This window comes from Brevundimonas vesicularis (genome assembly GCF_014204545.1).
Lineage (GTDB): Bacteria > Pseudomonadota > Alphaproteobacteria > Caulobacterales > Caulobacteraceae > Brevundimonas > Brevundimonas vesicularis_B.
In genome coordinates this window covers 1,518,522-1,534,977 of record NZ_JACHLJ010000001.1, presented here as the reverse complement: position 1 = coordinate 1,534,977, position 16,456 = coordinate 1,518,522, and the positions used below count along the sequence as shown (strand labels likewise).

General features: G+C 66.7%; 16 protein-coding genes. 9 read left to right on the top strand and 7 right to left on the bottom strand.

Translation table 11 applies throughout. From position 1 onward, the window contains the following. Positions 1 to 10 precede the first annotated feature (10 nt). Both HNP47_RS07690 and HNP47_RS07685 read left to right on the top strand, forming a co-directional pair. Positions 11 to 1,117: an FAD:protein FMN transferase gene (locus HNP47_RS07690; RefSeq protein ID WP_184278975.1), complete on the top strand. Its 1,107-nt coding sequence runs from the start codon at positions 11 to 13 to the stop codon at positions 1,115 to 1,117. Next, entirely contained in the window at positions 1,114 to 2,478 is a 1,365-nt protein-coding gene (locus HNP47_RS07685) for a sulfite reductase subunit alpha (protein WP_184278974.1), read from the top strand. The genes HNP47_RS07690 and HNP47_RS07685 overlap by 4 nt, the downstream gene beginning before the upstream one ends. Positions 2,479 to 2,500: 22 nt before the next feature. On the opposite strand, the gene murC is transcribed toward HNP47_RS07685, so the two are convergent. Continuing rightward, positions 2,501 to 3,910 carry a UDP-N-acetylmuramate--L-alanine ligase gene (murC, locus tag HNP47_RS07680; RefSeq protein ID WP_184278973.1) on the bottom strand — a complete coding sequence of 470 codons (1,410 nt, stop codon included), beginning with the start codon at positions 3,908 to 3,910 and terminating at the stop codon, positions 2,501 to 2,503. Positions 3,911 to 3,979: 69 nt separating this feature from the next. On the opposite strand from murC, the gene HNP47_RS16520 reads away from it, so the two are divergent. From HNP47_RS16520 to ligD, 6 genes are all read left to right on the top strand, one after another. Then, positions 3,980 to 4,816 carry an LD-carboxypeptidase gene (locus HNP47_RS16520; protein WP_184278972.1) on the top strand — a complete coding sequence of 279 codons (837 nt, stop codon included), beginning with the start codon at positions 3,980 to 3,982 and terminating at the stop codon, positions 4,814 to 4,816. 265 nt (positions 4,817 to 5,081) lie between these two features. Beyond that, positions 5,082 to 6,941, top strand: a complete 1,860-nt coding sequence (dnaG, locus tag HNP47_RS07670) for a DNA primase (RefSeq protein WP_184278971.1) — start codon at positions 5,082 to 5,084, stop codon at positions 6,939 to 6,941. A gap of 74 nt (positions 6,942 to 7,015) precedes the next feature. Next, positions 7,016 to 8,962 (top strand): RNA polymerase sigma factor RpoD, encoded by a 1,947-nt coding sequence (gene rpoD, locus HNP47_RS07665; protein ID WP_184278970.1) that lies wholly within the window; start codon positions 7,016 to 7,018, stop codon positions 8,960 to 8,962. A gap of 49 nt (positions 8,963 to 9,011) precedes the next feature. After that, on the top strand, positions 9,012 to 9,191 hold the full coding sequence (locus HNP47_RS07660) for a DUF2256 domain-containing protein (RefSeq protein ID WP_184278969.1): 180 nt from the start codon (positions 9,012 to 9,014) through the stop codon (positions 9,189 to 9,191). 56 nt (positions 9,192 to 9,247) lie between these two features. Further along, a complete protein-coding gene (locus HNP47_RS07655) occupies positions 9,248 to 9,991 on the top strand; it encodes an extensin family protein (RefSeq protein WP_184278968.1) in 744 nt (247 codons plus the stop codon). A gap of 34 nt (positions 9,992 to 10,025) precedes the next feature. Further along, positions 10,026 to 12,587 carry a DNA ligase D gene (ligD, locus tag HNP47_RS07650; RefSeq protein WP_184278967.1) on the top strand — a complete coding sequence of 854 codons (2,562 nt, stop codon included), beginning with the start codon at positions 10,026 to 10,028 and terminating at the stop codon, positions 12,585 to 12,587. Positions 12,588 to 12,755: 168 nt separating this feature from the next. Here the strand turns inward: ligD and HNP47_RS07645 are convergent, their stop codons facing one another. The 5 genes from HNP47_RS07645 to HNP47_RS07625 all read right to left on the bottom strand — a co-directional run bounded on the left by HNP47_RS07645 (position 12,756) and on the right by HNP47_RS07625 (position 15,464). Continuing rightward, complete coding sequence (locus tag HNP47_RS07645; RefSeq protein ID WP_184278966.1) at positions 12,756 to 13,622, bottom strand: Ku protein; 867 nt, start codon at positions 13,620 to 13,622, stop codon at positions 12,756 to 12,758. 76 nt (positions 13,623 to 13,698) lie between these two features. Next, a complete protein-coding gene (locus HNP47_RS07640) occupies positions 13,699 to 14,052 on the bottom strand; it encodes a DUF1428 domain-containing protein (protein ID WP_184278965.1) in 354 nt (117 codons plus the stop codon). A gap of 22 nt (positions 14,053 to 14,074) precedes the next feature. Next, complete coding sequence (locus HNP47_RS07635) at positions 14,075 to 14,563, bottom strand: VOC family protein (protein WP_184278964.1); 489 nt, start codon at positions 14,561 to 14,563, stop codon at positions 14,075 to 14,077. Then, a complete protein-coding gene (locus HNP47_RS07630; protein ID WP_184278963.1) occupies positions 14,563 to 15,021 on the bottom strand; it encodes an SRPBCC family protein in 459 nt (152 codons plus the stop codon). The genes HNP47_RS07635 and HNP47_RS07630 overlap by 1 nt, the downstream gene beginning before the upstream one ends. Continuing rightward, on the bottom strand, positions 15,021 to 15,464 hold the full coding sequence (locus tag HNP47_RS07625; protein ID WP_184278962.1) for a VOC family protein: 444 nt from the start codon (positions 15,462 to 15,464) through the stop codon (positions 15,021 to 15,023). Before HNP47_RS07625 ends, HNP47_RS07630 begins: the two co-directional genes overlap by 1 nt. A gap of 58 nt (positions 15,465 to 15,522) precedes the next feature. On the opposite strand from HNP47_RS07625, the gene HNP47_RS07620 reads away from it, so the two are divergent. Beyond that, positions 15,523 to 16,206, top strand: coding sequence for a winged helix-turn-helix transcriptional regulator (locus tag HNP47_RS07620; RefSeq protein WP_184278961.1), 684 nt, complete (start codon positions 15,523 to 15,525; stop codon positions 16,204 to 16,206). A 4-nt stretch (positions 16,207 to 16,210) separates the two neighbouring features. Here the strand turns inward: HNP47_RS07620 and HNP47_RS07615 are convergent, their stop codons facing one another. Continuing rightward, complete coding sequence (locus tag HNP47_RS07615) at positions 16,211 to 16,420, bottom strand: flagellar basal body rod C-terminal domain-containing protein (RefSeq protein ID WP_161638373.1); 210 nt, start codon at positions 16,418 to 16,420, stop codon at positions 16,211 to 16,213. Positions 16,421 to 16,456: the final 36 nt, after the last annotated feature.

Genomic DNA, 16,456 nt, shown 5'->3' with positions numbered 1-16,456 from the left:
GCGAAGGGCCATGTCCGACATTCCCCCCTCGCGCGGTTCGCGCGCCGCCCCGACCACGATCAATATCGGCGACGCCGCCCCTCTGGGCGACCGCGCCGACAACCGCGTCCTCGTGCCCGCAATCGAAGGCGCGCCGCCTCGTCCGCCCAGCGATCTGATCCGTTCGCTGGGCGGCCAGACCATGGGCACGACCTGGAGCGCGCGCGTCATCGCTCCGCCAGGCGTGGACGAGGCCGAGATCCGGTCTGCGATCGAAGAGGAACTGGCGACCGTCGTCGGTCTGTTCAGCCCGTGGGAGCCGTCCAGCGAAATCAGCCGCTTCAACACCGCGCCGGCCGGCGTCTGGGCGGTGTCCCAGCCGTTCTGGGACCTGCTGGATGCGGCGATGACCCTGGGCGACGAGACCAACGGCGCCGTCGATCCGACCCTGGGCGCCTTGGTCGATCTGTGGGGCTTCGGCCCGCCCGGACCGCGCTCGGCCTTGTTGCCCGTCCCGTCCGAGGACGAGATTGCGGCGGCTGCGGCCGTTTCGGGCTGGCAGAAGCTGCGGCTGAACGGCGATGCGCGCGCGGTGATGCAGATGGGCGGGATGAGGCTGGACTTCTCCGGTATCGCCAAGGGTCATGCGGTGGACCGCGTGTCCGATCGCCTGATGGCCATGGGCGCGACCTCGCACCTGATCGAGATCGGGGGCGAGTTGAAAGGGCGCGGCGTCAAGCCAGACGCCCAGCCGTGGTGGGTCGAGATCGAGCGGGTCGAGGGTTCGCCCGCGCCCCACACCGTGGCGGCGTTGTTCGATCTCGCCATGGCGACCAGCGGCGACTATCGCCGCGCGTTCCGCCATGAGGGGCGCCTGTATCCCCACACCATTGACGGATCGACCGGGCGGCCGGTCAGCAATAATCTGAGTTCGGTCACCGTCCTGCACCCCTCGGCCATGATGGCCGACGCCTACGCCACGGCCCTGACCGTCATGGGGCCGTTCGACGGACCGGACTACGCCGAGGCCGTCGGCCTGATGGCCCATTTCGTCGAACGCACCGAGCGCGGGCCGGTCGAGCGGATGTCGTCAGCCTTCGCCGCCTTGCTTGACGACGACGGAGATCGTCCGGGGTGACAGCCGATCCGCAGCGCTGGCTGTGGGCGGTCGGGGCCTTGGCGCTTTGGCTGGCCCTGATCGCCGTCATTGTCTGGCACGAACGCAAGGCCAGGGCGGCGGCCCGTGCGCGGTCTGATGCTCTGGCGGGCGCAGGCGAGGGACAGCCGGTGCTGATCGCCTTCGCCAGCCAGACGGGTTTCGCCGAGGAACTGGCGTGGATGACGGCGCGGTCCTTGGGAGATGGCGGCGTGGGTGCGCGGGTGCTGTCCTTCGCCGATCTGGATGTGCAGACGCTGAAGGCGACGGACCGGGCGCTGCTGATCGTCTCCACGACGGGCGAGGGCGATCCGCCCGACAGCGCCGCCCGGTTCGTGCGCAAGGTCATGGGCGAAGCGACGGACCTGTCAGGACTGCGCTTCGGCCTCTTGGCCCTGGGCGACCGCAGCTACGATCGTTTCTGCGGCTTCGGCCATGCGGTCGACGGCTGGCTGCGACGCGCGGGCGCCGAACCCCTCTTCGACATGGTCGAGGTCAATAACGGCGAGGCCGGCGCCATCCGCCACTGGCAGCACCAACTGAACCAGATCACCGGCAGCATCACCGCCCCCGACTGGACCCCGCCGGCCTACGACCCTTGGCGGCTGGTCGAACGCACCCTGGTCAATCCCGGCAGTCCCGGCGGCGAGGCCTGGCATCTGGCGTTCGAGACCATGGGCGCGTCGCCTGACTGGTCGGCCGGCGACATCGCCGAGGTCGGCCTGCCCGAGCGTGATGGCGTTACGCCGGGTTCGCGCGAATACTCCATCGCCTCCCTGCCGTCGGACGGCCGGGTCGAGTTCCTGATCCGCCTGATTCGCCATCCCGACGGCGCCCCGGGCCTAGCGTCGGGATGGCTGACGCAAGACCTGGCGCTCGGCGATCAGATCGGGATGCGCCTGCGCACCAACCGCAGCTTCCACGGCCCGGCGGACGAAACGCCGATGATCCTGATCGGCAACGGCACGGGCATCGCCGGCCTGCGCGCGCATCTGAAAGCGCGGACGGCGGCGGGCGGCGCCTGGCTGCTGTTCGGCGAACGCACGCAGGCGCATGACGCCTTCTTCGATGCGGAGTTGCAGGCTTGGCTGGCGTCGGGCGTGCTGCGGCGGATAGACCGGAGCTTCTCGCGCGACGCCGGCGACGGCCAATATGTGCAGAATCTGGTCGCGGCTGCAGCCGACGAACTGCGTGCCTGGGTCGCGCGCGGCGCGGCGATCTATGTCTGCGGCAGTCTGGAAGGCATGTCGCAAGGCGTGCATGCCGCGCTGGAAAGCGCTCTGGGCGCGGACGTGGCGCTGACCCTTCTGGAAGAGGGACGCTACCGCCGCGACGTGTACTGAACCTATTATTTGCCGTTGGGGGCTACCGGCCTAGACGCCCCAACAGTTCCGCCGCGAAGGTCGACAGGGTGTCGTCGCGCGCGCCCATGACGATGATCCGGTCGCCCGGCTTGGCGATCGCCACGATCCGGTCGCCGCAGTCGGCGCGCGTCGCCAGCGCCTCGGCCTGACGGCCAGCCGCGCGGACGCCGGAGGCGATGTCTTCCGATCCCACGCTGCGGTCGGTTGTCCCGCCGTAATAGACCGGCTCGGGCATCAGCAGCACGTCTTCCTCGCGCATCAGGCCGGCGAAACCGTCGATGAACTCGGACTTCATCAGCTTCAGCGGCCCGAACCCATGCGGCTGAAACAGGATCAGCAGTCGCCCGTCGAAGGCGTGCAGGGTCTTCAGCGTGGCCGCGATCTTGTCCGGGTTATGGGCGAAGTCGTCGATGACGGTGATGTCGTTCACCGTTCCGATGACCTCCATCCGGCGACGGATGCCGGCGAAGGTCTCCAGCGCCTTGACCGCCTCGGCCGTCGGCACGCCCAGCGCCCGGGTCGCGCCCAGCGCCGCCAGGGCGTTGGCGACATTGTGCGCGCCGGGCACGTTCAGCACCACGTCGTGCTCGCTCCAGCCCTCGATCAGCCGGAACCGCATGCCCGTCGGCAGAGGCTGAAGATCATGGCCGGACAGGTCGGCCTTCTCTTCGCCCAGGCCGAAGGTGATCGCCTTGCCGGCTGGCAGGGTCTGGGCCAATTCCTGGGCCAGGGCCGCCGTCTCGGGATTGTCCAGGTTCAACACGGCCGTCGTCGCCCGCGCGATGAAGCCGCCGAACAGGTCGCGCAGCTCCTCCATCGACTTGTGGTCCAGCGAGATGTTGGACACCACCGCAACCGTCGGATCGTAGCGGGCGATCGAGCCGTCGCTTTCATCCACCTCCGACACGAACACGTCGGGCCCGCCGATCAGGGCGCTGGCGAACGGATGGTCGGCGTCGGCGAAGTTCTTCATCACCGCCCCGTTCATGACGGTCGGCTCACGGCCCGTCTGATCCAGGATCCAGGCGATCATGCCGGTGATGGTGGACTTGCCGCTGGTGCCCGCGACGCCGACGGAAGTCGGGGCGGCGTTGAAGAGTTCGCTGAGCAACTCGGGCCGGGTCTTGATGGTGGCCCCGGCGCGCCTGGCCGCGCCGATGTCGGGCACCGTTTCCTCAATGGCGCCGGTGGCGATGACGGTCTGATCCGCGCGGGTCACGCCCGATCCGTCTTGGGGGTGCAGGGTCACGCCGTGGGCGCGCAACCAGTCGAACTTCTCGGGCGTGCGGCCCTGGTCCAGCGCCCGGTCCGACCCTTCGATCACGGCGCCGCGCGCCTGGACGATCATGGCCAGGGGCAGCATGCCCGACCCGCCGATGCCGCAGAAGAAATAGGAGGCGTCTTGGTTCATGCCCCCTTAGAACAGGGGATCGGGCCGGTCCGCCAGTAGGGGATCGCAAAAACGACGAAGAAGACGGACGTGACCACCAATAGCTTCAAGATCGGCGTCGTCTGCGCCAGTTCGCGCTTTGCGAAAGAGCGCGCCGAGGCTGTCGAGGCCTGGATGGCGCACAACCATCCCGACCGCGATGTCGCCGTCGTCTTCCACCCCGCCTGTTTTCTGAAACACGGCCATTTCGCCGGCGATGACCGGGCGCGCGCCGACGCCTTCGTCGAGTTCGCCAACGACCCCCGCATCGACGCTATCTGGTTCGCGCGCGGCGGCTACGGCTCGTGCCGCATCGCCGATGCGGTGATCCCGCGCCTGGACGCGGTCGCCCGCAAGAAGCGCTACATGGGCTATTCCGACGCGGGCAGCCTGCTGGCCGGAATGTACAAGGCCGGGTTCCAGCATCTGGCGCACGGACCGATGGCCTCGGATTCGGTACGCGATGACGCGACCGCACGCGGCGCCCTGTCCTGGCTGACCACGGGACGCACAGACTGGATCGAGCCGTCGCTGGCGACCGATCCTCGCCCGGCCGTCGCCTTCAACCTGACCATCCTGAACGAACTGACCGGCACGCCGCTGGAGCCCGATCTGTCCAACCACGTCCTGATGTTGGAGGAGGTGTCCGAGGCCGCCTACCGGATCGACCGGATGATGTTTCACTTGACCAGCCAAGCCAGCATCCGACGTGTAGCCGGGATTCGCTTGGGACGGGTCTCCGACGTCACGCCAAACGATCCCGATTTTGGTCAGACTTCGGAGGAAATCGTTCGATACTGGTGCCTGCGTTCGGGCATACCCTTTCTGGGAAGCGCCGATATCGGGCATGACGCCGCCAACAAGGTCGTCCCCTTCGGTCGCCCGTAAAGCGAACGACGCGCGACGAAAAGGACACAGTCTCGCCTCTATTCGCTGGGGCAAGCTCGCCCGCCTCTCGACAGAACGCCGGTCCTGACTTCAGATGCCGGTCCGCGAGGCGTTAGGACTTCGTTAGCCAAGGCGTTGGGGGACGCTGCGGTTTGCGCCTTCTGCGATGCGGCGGTTCGTTCGGATATCGGGGGATGCCCGGACGAGCCGCCTGATCGTCCTCCCATCCATCGACGTTGAGGGCCGCAGGGCTTAAGGATCGCGGGTGCGTTTCGACGAGAGATTCATCGATGAACTGAAGGCCCGCCTTCGGCCGTCCGACGTGATCGGGCGGACGGTGAAGCTGAAACGTCAGGGTCGCGAATACGTCGGTCTGTCGCCCTTCTCGAAGGAGAAGTCGCCGTCCTTCTTCGTCAATGACGACAAGGGCTTTTTCCACGACTTCTCGTCCGGCAAGCACGGCGACATCATCTCATTCCTGCAGGAGACCGAGCGGCTCAGTTTCGTCGAGGCGGTGCAGCGCTTAGCCGGCGAGGCGGGGATGCAGCTTCCCGCCGAAGACCCCAAGGAGGCCGAGCGCGAGCAGAAGCGGGCGGGTCTGTCGGACTGGATGGACCTGGCCCAGAAATGGTTCGCCGCAAACCTGCGCCGCACGCCGGGCAAGGCGGCGCGCGAATACCTGGACAAGCGCGGTCTGCCCGAGGATCAGTGGGAGCGGTTCGGGCTGGGCTATGCGCCCAACGACCGTGAGGGGCTGAAACAGGCCTTGGTCCAGCGCGGCGCCAAGCCAGCCGAACTGGTCGAGGCCGGGCTGCTGATCTCGCCCGAAAGCGGCGGCCAGCCCTATGATCGCTTCCGCGACCGGCTGATGTTCCCGATCCTGGATGCGCGCGGCCGGATCGTCAGCTTCGGCGGTCGGGCCATGAACCCCGACGACCGGGCCAAATATCTGAACGGCCCGGAAAGCCCGCTCTTTCACAAGGGGGCGACCCTGTATGGCCTGCCTGAGGCGCGGCGGATCTTGGGGGCGGAATCCAAGAACGACCAGGCCATCATCGTGGTGGAAGGCTATATGGACGTCATCGCCTGCCAGCGCGCGGGCCTGCCGGCCGTGGCGCCGATGGGCACGGCCCTGACCGAGGAGCAGATGGAACGGCTGTGGCGTGTGTCGCACGAGCCGATCCTTTGCTTCGATGGTGATGCGGCTGGACTGCGCGCCGCCTATCGCGCCATCGGACGCTCGCTGCCGCTGCTGAAACCAGGGCGCTCGTTCCGGTTTGCGCTGCTGGGCGCCGGTCAGGATCCCGACGACATCCTGCGCGACAAGGGCGCGCCGGCGCTGCGCCAGGCCCTCGCCGAAACGCACGGGTTCGCCGAGGTGCTGTTCCGCCGCGAACAGGATCTGGAGCCGCTGGACACGCCGGAGCGCAAGGCTGGCTTCAAGGCGCGGCTGAGGAACACCGCCTCAGCCATCCAGGACAAGGATCTGGCCGAACAATACCGCCGCGACCTGTTCGACCGTTTCGACGCCCTGTTCCCCCGCAGCCCCCAACGTGCGCCCTGGACGCCGGGGCAGGGCAAACGCGGTTTCGGCCCGCCGCCCAAACTGGGTCAGACGGCGGAGGGCGCCCAGGCGATGCAGTCGCTGTTTCGCGCCATCGAGCCGGTGCCGGCCGCACTGGCGCACGGCGCCATCGACGACCCCGAACGGATGGACGACCATCTGGAGGAGATCGCCGCCCACGGATTCGGCGACAAGGGGCTGGATGGACTGGCGCAAGAGCTGGTTCGCCTGCGTCTGTCGGGACATAGCCTTGACTCCGCCGCCCTGCGACGCCATCTGGCGCAATCGGGTCATGATGCCTTAGTGCGCGAGGTCGAGAAGGCGGCGGCAAAGTCCGGCGCGCCATTCCTGGCCGCAAATGCGCCCCTCGCCGAGGCAAGGGTCCGATGGTCGCAGGCGTTCGACGCTTCGACGCGGGTCGCCGCGTTGGAGGACGCCTTGGCCCATGCACGTGATGTGCCTGGGCAGGATGAGGCGTTCCGCAGGCTGAAGGCCGAGCGGGATGCGCTTCGCCGTGCGATCAAAGCCGGGACGATTTGGGAAGACAGCGCGGGCACGTAACCTTACGGCACGCCAAGCATTGTATTTTTCGCCGGGGCGGACTGATCACCCTCTCGGCTGGAGACAGACTGACTATGAACGCACAGACCGAGACGCAGGACACCGAGGTTTCGACCGATGGGCCCCTGCTCGATCTGACGGACGCCGGCGTCAAGAAGTTCATCAAGCAAGCCAAGGCGCGCGGCTATGTGACGATGGAGGAGCTGAACAAGGTCCTGCCGTCCGAAGAAGTCACGCCCGACGCCATTGAAGACACCCTGGCGATGCTGTCCGAAATGGGCGTCAACGTCGTGGAGGCCGAGGAGGACGCGCAGGAGCAGCAGTCCACCGACGTCGCCGCCGCCGCCGGCACTGCCGTCGCCGAAACGCCCGCCAAGTCCGCCTATGACCGCACCGACGACCCGGTGCGCATGTATCTGCGCGAGATGGGTTCGGTCGAACTGCTGAGCCGCGAGGGCGAAATCGCCATCGCCAAGCGGATCGAGGCCGGCCGTGACGCCATGATCTCGGGTCTGTGCGAAAGCGCCCTGACCTTCGAGGCCATCATGGTGTGGCGCGACGAGCTGGAAAACAACCGCATCCTGTTGCGCGAGGTCATCGACCTGGACGCGACCTATGGCGTGCTGAACCCCTCGTCCCTGCCGGGCGCCGCCCAGCCTGAAGGCGAAGAGGAAGAGGAGGCCGAGGAAAAGCCGGCCGCCGAGGACAAGCCTGAATCCGACGACGACGATGACGACGACTTCGACGATGGCGGCGGCATGTCGATCTCGGCGCTGGAAGCCGAGCTGCGCGACGGGGTTATGGACGTCCTGAACGCCATCGCTGCGGACTTCGGCGCCTTCCGCGCCCTGCAGGACAAGCTTGTTCAGACCCGCCTGAAGGGCGAGGTGCTGAGCGCCAAGGATGAAAAGGCCTATCAGGCGCTGACGACGTCCATCTCGGACCGTCTGAAGACGATGAAGCTGAACAACAACCGCATCGAGGCGCTGGTCGAGCAGCTCTATGCGATCAACAAGCGCCTGATCGGTCTGGAAGGCCGTCTGCTGCGCCTGGCCGACAGCTACGGCATTTCGCGGCCCGAGTTCCTCAAGGCCTATTTCGGCTCGGAGCTCGACCCCACCTGGACCGACCGGATCAAGGACCAGGGCGTGCGCTGGACCAAGTTCAGCGAGAACGAAGCCGGCCAGATCGCGACCATCCGTTCCGATGTCGCCGCCGTGGCGCTGGAAGCCGGTCTGCCGATCGACGACTATCGCCGCATCGTCCAGACGGTGCAGAAGGGCGAACGCGAAGCGCGGCAAGCCAAGAAGGAAATGGTCGAGGCCAACCTGCGCCTCGTGATCTCCATCGCCAAGAAATACACCAACCGCGGCCTGCAGTTCCTGGACCTGATCCAGGAAGGCAACATCGGCCTGATGAAGGCGGTCGACAAGTTCGAGTACCGTCGCGGCTACAAGTTCTCGACCTACGCCACCTGGTGGATCCGTCAGGCGATCACCCGCTCGATCGCCGACCAGGCGCGCACCATCCGTATCCCGGTGCACATGATCGAGACGATCAACAAGATCGTCCGCACCAGCCGCCAGATGCTGCACGAGATCGGCCGCGAGCCGACCCCGGAAGAGCTGGCCGAAAAGCTGGCCATGCCGCTGGAGAAGGTGCGCAAGGTCCTGAAGATCGCCAAGGAGCCGATCTCGCTGGAAACCCCGATCGGTGACGAGGAAGACAGCCACCTGGGCGACTTCATCGAGGACAAGAACGCCGTCCTGCCGATCGACGCCGCCATCCAGTCGAACTTGCGCGAGACCACCACCCGCGTTCTGGCGTCGCTGACGCCGCGCGAGGAGCGGGTGCTGCGGATGCGGTTCGGCATCGGCATGAACACGGACCACACGCTGGAAGAAGTCGGCCAGCAGTTCTCGGTGACACGCGAACGCATCCGTCAGATCGAGGCGAAGGCGCTGCGCAAGCTGAAGCACCCGTCGCGGTCGCGCAAACTGCGGTCCTTCCTGGACAGCTGATACGATCAAGGGCGGCCCCGACGGGCCGCCCTTTTTCTTGGCAGGCGACATGGCTCGAAAGCACGTCAATCTCGGCAAGGCGCCGGCCAAGTCCGACCTGCCGCAAAAGCTCTGCGCCGCCTGCGGTCTGCCGTTCGCTTGGCGCAAGAAGTGGGCGCGGGACTGGGATCAGGTGCGGTTCTGCTCGGAACGGTGCCGGGCAAAGGGCGCGTCCGAAGAGCGCCGATAGGCGGCTCTCCGCCTCGTGACCACGGCGGCGTCGGGAATCAGCTAAGCGTCGCGACCATGCCCTCCGTGTCGCGTATCTCTCCCTTTCTCATCGGCCTCGGCGTCCTGCTGATCCTCAGCGGCTGCGTGCGGCGGCCGCCCGAGCCATTGCGGCCCCCATCGCCCTATCCGTCGCGCACCGAAGCGCCGCTGGTCGGGGGGCTGGTGGACCGGATGATCGACGGCGGGACCCAGGCCCTGGTCGTGCGTGAAGGCGGTGATCTGGGCCGGTGCCTGGCCGAGTTGAACGCCGCCCGCGTGCGGTTTAGTCCGATGCCGGATCGTCAGAACACCGCGACATGCGGGCTGAGCAAGGGCGGGGTGTTGGGCGCCGACCTGGGCACCGTGGCGCGCATGTCGCCGGGCGATGTGGAGATGACCTGCCAGACCGCGCTGGCGCTGAGCATCTGGCGTCGCCAATCGCTGGAGCCGGCGGCGCGCGAGATCCTGGGATCGGACGTCGTGCAGATCGACCACATGGGCGCCTACGCCTGTCGCAATGTGAACAACGGCGTGGGCTCGAACCGCATCAGCGCCCATTCCCAGGCGGCGGCGCTGGACTTCGCCGGGGTTCGGCTGAGGGACGGGCGGCGCATCACCGTGACCAAGGACTGGAACGGCGACACGCCCGAGGCGCGTTTCCTGAAGCGTATCCGCGACGACGCCTGCCGCATCTTCGGAACGACGCTGAGCCCCGACTACAACCCCGTCCACTACGACCACCTGCATCTCGAGGCGACCGACACGCGCTTCTGTCGCTGAGGCAACGCTTTGGCGCGGGGCGGATTACGCCCCTATGCGCGGTGAACTGAAGACCTACCAGGCCAAGCGCCGGTTCGGCGAAACGCCCGAGCCGAAGGGCGCCAAGGCCAAGCGCGCGAAGGGCGGCTTCCGCTATCTGATCCAGCGTCATGCGGCGACGCGGCTGCACTATGATTTCCGTATCGAGGCGGACGGAGTGCTGAAATCCTGGGCCGTGACCAAGGCGCCGTCGCGCGACACGGCGGTCAAGCGGCTGGCGGTCGAGGTCGAGGATCATCCGCTGGATTACGGCTCGTTCGAGGGCACGATTCCCGACGGCAACTACGGCGCCGGCACGGTGCAGATGTGGGACGTCGGCACCTGGGAGCCGCAGGAGCCCGACCTGGAGGCGGCCTGGGCCAAGGGTCAGATCAAGATGATCCTTCACGGCGAGCGCCTGCAGGGCAAATGGGCGCTGATCCGGCTGAAGAGCGATCGGGGCAAACCGTCGAAACGCAACAACTGGCTGCTGCTGAAGGAGAAGGACGACTTCGCCGTGGCGGGGGAGGGTGATGCGCTCGCCGAAATCGACGTCTCGGTGACGACGGGTCGGTCGCTGGCCGAGATCGCGGATGGAACGAAGGAATGGACGGCGTCCAAGCCGACGGGGCGTAAAGGCCCGGCAAAGCCCAAGCCCTCGAAAGCGGCGGCGAAGGCCGAGAAGCCGCCGGCCTTCGTGCCGATCCAGCTGTGCAAGGTGACTGACCATCCGCCGGGCGGGACGGGCTGGGCGCACGAGATCAAGTTCGACGGATACCGCATCCAGATCGGCGCGGGCGGCGGTCGGGCGGTCCTGAGGACCCGCAAGGGTCTGGACTGGAGCGACAAGTTCCCGGATCTGGCGGCGGATGCGGCGACTTGGCCCGACGCCGTGATCGACGGCGAGCTGTGCGCGTTGGACGACGATCACATGCCGGACTTCGGCGCGTTGCAGGCCGCCATTTCGGACGAGAAGACTGAAGGCCTGGTCTATTTCGCCTTCGACCTGTTGTTCGAGGGGGCGGAGGATCTGCGCAAACTGCCGCTGTCGCATCGCAAGGCGCGGCTGCAGGCCTATGTGGACAGGATCGGAAAGGCGGCCGCAGGGCGGCTGCGCTACGTCGAGCATTTCGCCTCGACCGGCCAGGCGGTGCTGGAGAGCGCCTGCCGGATGGATCTGGAAGGCGTGATCTCCAAGAAACTGGACGCCCCCTATCATGCTGGGCGGTCTTCGACCTGGCTGAAGTCCAAATGCCGGGGACGCGATGAAGTGGTGATCGGCGGCTGGTCGTCCCAAGGCGGCACGCGGTTCCGCTCTCTGCTGGTCGGGGTCAGGGAAAAGAGCGGCCTTCGCTATCTGGGCCGGGTCGGGACCGGCTATGGCGAGGCGGTGACGAAGACCCTTGTTCCGGCGCTGAAGGGCGTGGCGACGGAGAAATCGCCCTTCGCCGGCGCGGGCGCGCCCAAGGCGGCCAAGGACATCCATTGGGTCAAGCCGGTGCTGGTGGCCGAGGTCGAGCACGGCGGCTATACCGAATCCGGCTCGCTACGGCAGGCGGCGTTCAAGGGGCTGCGCGAAGACAAGACGGCGGCCGAGGTCACCGAGGCGCCGCAACCGCCCACCGAAATGGGCGACGCGAAGAAGACGACCACCACGGTGCGACCGACCGGAAAGCCCGGCAACGTGGTCGTGGCGGGCGTGACCCTCTCCAGCCCTGACAAGGTGTTGTGGCCCGCCGTCGGCGACCGGCCGTCGATCACAAAGGCGGACTTGGCGCGATATTACGAGGCGGCCGCCGAGCGGATCCTGCCCCATGTGGCGGACCGGCCGACCTCGATCATCCGGGCGCCCGAGGGGATCGGCGGTGAGACCTTCTTCCAGCGGCACGCCATGGCGGGGTCGAACCCGCGGTTGAAGCTGATCGACGTCAAGGCCCGCACCCCTTACGTCGCCGCCGTCGATGTCGGCGGCCTGGTCGCCATCGCCCAGTCGGGCGGGCTGGAACTGCACCCCTGGGGCTGTGCGCCCGGCGCGCCGGAGGTTCCGGACCAGATCACCTTCGACCTGGATCCCGACGAGGGGCTGGACTTCGCCGACGTCATCGCCGCGTCCAAGGTCGTGAAGGCTAAGATCGAGGCGCTGGGTCTGGCCGCCTTCGTCAAGACGACCGGGGGCAAGGGGCTGCACGTCGTCGTGCCGATCAAGACCGACGCCCGCTCGCGTGTGACCTGGGATCAGAACAAGGCCTTCGCCAAGGCGGTGGCCGAGGCTATCCGCGCCGAGGCGCCGGACCGGTTCACCACGACCTTGGCCAAGAAGGCGCGGGGCGGAAAGATCTTCATCGACTATCTGCGCAACGGGCGAATGGCGACGGCGGTCGCGCCCTGGTCGCCGCGCGCACGGCCGGGGGCGGGGATCGCCTTCCCGCTGTCGTGGGGGCAGGTCAAGGCCGGGCTGGACCCGGCGGCGTTCAATCTGTGGACCTATGACGCCTTGCTGAAGAAGGCGGATCCGTGGGCGGACTTCCGCGCCTCAGCGGTCAGTTTGAAATCGGCGTTGAAAAAGATGGGGGTGTAACCCTTACGGGTTAGTTGAACCCTTATCCCGCTCATCCCGGCGAAAGCCGGGACCCAGTGCTTTCGCACCCCCGGTGCTTCAGATGACCATCGAGTCTTGATCTGAGGCGGTTTTCGCCCGAAGAACTGGGTCCCGGCTTTCGCCGGGATGAGCGGATGTTAAGAGGCTTCAGGCCGCGGTCTTCTTCTTCGCCGCAGTCTTCTTGGGCGCCGCCTTCTTTGCCGGGGCCTTCTTGGCGGCCGGCTTCTTCGTCCCCGTCGCCGACCCCTTGAGGCTGTTCCGCAATGCGGCCATCAGGTCGATGACATTGGTGTCGTCGGGTTCGGCGACATCGACCACGCCCTTGCCGCCCTTGGACTTGGCCTTGATCATCGCGCGCAGGGCGTCGTCGTAGCCGTCCTTGAAGTCGGTCGGATCGAAGTCCGCCTCCTTCTGACCGATGATGCGCGCGGCGATCTCGACCATGTCGGGATCGGCCTTCACCGTCGGGATGTCGTCGAAGTATTCGTCGGAATCGCGCACCTCGTCATGGGCGCGCAGGGTGTAGGCGACCAAGCCCTTGCCCCGAACCTCCAGCGCCAGCTGACGCTCCTTGCCGCGCAGGACCAACTGGCCCAGCGCCACCTTGCCCTGTTTCTTCATGGCGTCGCGAATGACGGCGAAGGCTTCGACGCCCGCGCCTTTCTCGGGGACCACGAAGAAGGGATCGTCCCAATACAGCCGGTCGATGTCGGCCTCATCGACGAACTTGTCGATCGAGATGGTCTTGGTGCTTTCCAGCTTCACCTTGTCGAAGTCGGCGTCGTCGAACAGGACGTATTCGTCCTTGGACACCTCATAGCCGCGCACCAGATCGCTGCGCTCGACGGGCCCGGCGTCCGGGTCGGTCGGCACCATGCGAATGCGGTTGTTGGTGTCGGGATTGATCAGATGAAACCGCACGTCGTTCGTGCTGGTCGTCGCTGTGTAGAGGGCCACCGGACAGGTGACCAGCGACAGCTTCAGATGTCCTTGCCAGGTGGGGCGAGCGGCCATGTCGTTTCTCCTCGATCCATGACAATGCGTCGGGAGGATTTGAGTTCGGGCATGGCCGCCCGATGTCAGACGTGGGTCAGGCCTTGCCGTCGAAGACGACCTCGAACCCGCCCCACATCATGCGCTTGCCGTCGAAGGGCATGTCCATATTGGCGAAGTCGGGGTCGTCCTGCATCTTGCTGAAACAGGCGTCGGCCGTGGCGCGGTCGGGCCAGGTGACCCAGGAAAAGACGACGACCTCGCCTTCTTGCAGCTTCACCGCCATGGGAAAGCTGGTCAGCGTGCCGTCCGGCACGTCCTCGCCCCAGGTCTCGACCTGCGACAAGGCGCCGTATTTCTGAAACAGGGGCCAAGCCGCCTCGGCGGACTTGACGTAGCGCGCCTTGTCCTCGGTTTTCACGGGGGTCAAAAAGCCGGTCACATAGGTCATCGGTCGTCTCCTCTTTCTGGTTTCAAACGTCGGCGACAGCGCGGTCCAGCGCCGCGATGTCGATCTTGGCCATGCCCATCATGGCCTGCATGGCGGCCTTGGCGCGCGCGGGGTTCGGATCGGTGGTCAGTTCCATCAGGCGACGGGGCGTGATCTGCCACGACAGGCCCCAGCGGTCCTTCAGCCAACCGCAGGCGTTTTCGCTGCCGCCGTCGGCGAGCAGGGCGTCCCACAGCCGGTCCGTCTCGGCCTGATCCTCGGTCATCACCATGAAGGAGACGGCTTCGGTGAAGCGAAAGTTCGGTCCGCCGTTCAGCGCCAGATACGAACGACCCGCCAGCACGAACTGCACCGTCAGGACCGAGCCTTCCGGGCCGGACGGCGTATCGACCGGCGAACGGTTGACGGCGGTGATGCGGCTGTCGGGCAACAAGGAGACGTAGAAGGCGGTCGCGGCCTCGGCGTCGCCGTCGCCGTCGAACCACAGACAGGGGACGATCTTGTCGGCCATCACGCGTCGCCTTCCGCCAAGGCCGCCAGTTGATCGGCGACGGCGCCCCAACCCTGTTCGAAGCCCATGGCCTTGTGGGTTTCGGCGGCTTGTTCGTCCCAATGCCGAGCGGTGGCGGTGTAGCGTGTTCCACCGGCCTCGGGCTCGAAGGTGTCGATGCGCACGAAGTTCATGTCGCCGGCCTGCGGAACCCAGCCCTCGGTGAAGGCCCCGGTCGAGACCAGTTTGCGGCCCGGAACCACCTCCAGAAACACGCCGGAATAGGCATGCCGTTCGCCCTCGGGCGAGGCCATTTCGACATTGGCCCGACCGCCGACGCGCAGGTCCCAATCCACGGCCGGCGTGGTCCACGGGCGAGGGCAGAACCACTCGCCGGTGCGCTCGGTGTAGATCTTCCACACCGTCTCCGGCGAGGCCTTGATCAGACGGCTGATGCTCAGTTCGCGGATGTCGGCCATCACGACACCATGGCGTCGGCGGCGAAGGCTTCGGGACCGGCGGCGACGGCGGCCGGGTCCATCCACATGACTTCCCAGATGTGTCCATCCGGATCGGCATAGCTGCGGCCGTACATGAAGCCGTAGTCCTGGGTCGCATTGGGGTCGATCTTGCCGCCGGCGGCCCCCGCTTGGGCCACGACGGCGTCGACCGCCTCGCGGCTCTCTTGGGACAGGCACAGCAGAACCTGGGCCGAGGCATGGGCGTCGGGGATCGCCCGATTGGTAAAGGTGCGCCACTTGTCGTGGGTCAGCAGCATGACGTGGATCACGTCCGACACCACCATGCAGGCGGCCGTGTCGTCGCTGAACATCGGGTTCCTGGTCGCGCCGACGGCCTCATAGAAGGCGATGGATCGGGGCAGGTCGGCGACCGGCAGGTTGATGAAAATCAGCTGAGCCACGGCGTTTCCTCTCCTTGTTATTTGCGAAACCTGACCCCGATGATTACGATAGTCAACTATGAAGTTAGAAAAGATAACCTACAGGGCTGGTCGCCGATATCACGACGCCTGCGGCGCCGCGCACGGACTGGACCTGATTGGCGAGCGCTGGGCCCTGCTGGTGATCCGCGAACTGATGATGGGGCCGCGTCGGTTCGGTGATCTGAGAAAGGATCTGCACGGCATTTCCGCCAACGTGCTGACCCAACGGCTGGAGGGGCTGGAGGTTTCGGGCATCGTGACCCGCCGCAAACTTCCGCCGCCCGCCTCGGTCCAGGTCTATGAGCTGACGCCGTGGGGATACGAGATAAAGCCGGTCTTCATGGTGCTGGGCGGCTGGGCGGCGCGCTCGCCCCGCCATGACCCGACCCTGCCGATCAGCGCGGTGTCGATCATGCAGTCTTTCGAGACCATGTTCGATGCGGCCCTGGCCGGGGACGCCGCGATGACCGTAGGCTTCGTCTTTGGCGACGAACCCTTCGTCGTTCAGATCGAAAACGGGACGATCACGACCCGCCGCGGCCACACGGACGCCGCCCACGTCGTCGTGACGACCCAACCGCCGCTGGTCGCCGCGTGCGTCTACGGCAAGGTTCCGCTCGCCGCGTTTGAGGCTGACGGCCTGATGACCCTGACCGGCGACCGGGCGGTGTTCGACCGCTTTGCGAGCTTCTTCAACCTGCCCGAGAAGGCGCCGGTCTGAGGCTTCAGGCCAGCATGTCCAGCAGCGTCCCGGTCATGTCGTCGGCGGTGCGCAAAACGGCGGCGTTGGCGCTGAAGGCGGTCTTGGCCTGGATCCGCTCCACCGTTTCCTCGGCGAGATTGTCCAGCGGCGCGGTCGCGGTGCGGCGCGCGCTGTTGTCGAACCGGTTCTGCGCGGTCGTCATTCCGGCGGCGGCGATAGAAAGCGCTTGCATGGCGAAGCTCCGGACGCGGTGGGTTCGCTCGCCAGA

Excerpts from the sequence above, each read along its gene's own strand:
- rpoD (WP_184278970.1), top strand. The coding sequence starts at position 7,016 with ATGAACGCACAGACCGAGACGCAGGACACCGAGGTTTCGACCGATGGG.
- HNP47_RS07615 (WP_161638373.1), bottom strand. The coding sequence starts at position 16,420 with ATGCAAGCGCTTTCTATCGCCGCCGCCGGAATGACGACCGCGCAGAAC.
- murC (WP_184278973.1), bottom strand. The coding sequence starts at position 3,910 with ATGAACCAAGACGCCTCCTATTTCTTCTGCGGCATCGGCGGGTCGGGC.
- ligD (WP_184278967.1), top strand. The coding sequence starts at position 10,026 with ATGCGCGGTGAACTGAAGACCTACCAGGCCAAGCGCCGGTTCGGCGAA.
- HNP47_RS07645 (WP_184278966.1), bottom strand. The coding sequence starts at position 13,622 with ATGGCCGCTCGCCCCACCTGGCAAGGACATCTGAAGCTGTCGCTGGTC.
- HNP47_RS07620 (WP_184278961.1), top strand. The coding sequence starts at position 15,523 with ATGAAGTTAGAAAAGATAACCTACAGGGCTGGTCGCCGATATCACGAC.
- HNP47_RS07690 (WP_184278975.1), top strand. The coding sequence starts at position 11 with ATGTCCGACATTCCCCCCTCGCGCGGTTCGCGCGCCGCCCCGACCACG.
- HNP47_RS07635 (WP_184278964.1), bottom strand. The coding sequence starts at position 14,563 with ATGGCCGACAAGATCGTCCCCTGTCTGTGGTTCGACGGCGACGGCGAC.
- HNP47_RS07660 (WP_184278969.1), top strand. The coding sequence starts at position 9,012 with ATGGCTCGAAAGCACGTCAATCTCGGCAAGGCGCCGGCCAAGTCCGAC.
- HNP47_RS07655 (WP_184278968.1), top strand. The coding sequence starts at position 9,248 with ATGCCCTCCGTGTCGCGTATCTCTCCCTTTCTCATCGGCCTCGGCGTC.
- HNP47_RS07630 (WP_184278963.1), bottom strand. The coding sequence starts at position 15,021 with ATGGCCGACATCCGCGAACTGAGCATCAGCCGTCTGATCAAGGCCTCG.
- HNP47_RS07640 (WP_184278965.1), bottom strand. The coding sequence starts at position 14,052 with ATGACCTATGTGACCGGCTTTTTGACCCCCGTGAAAACCGAGGACAAG.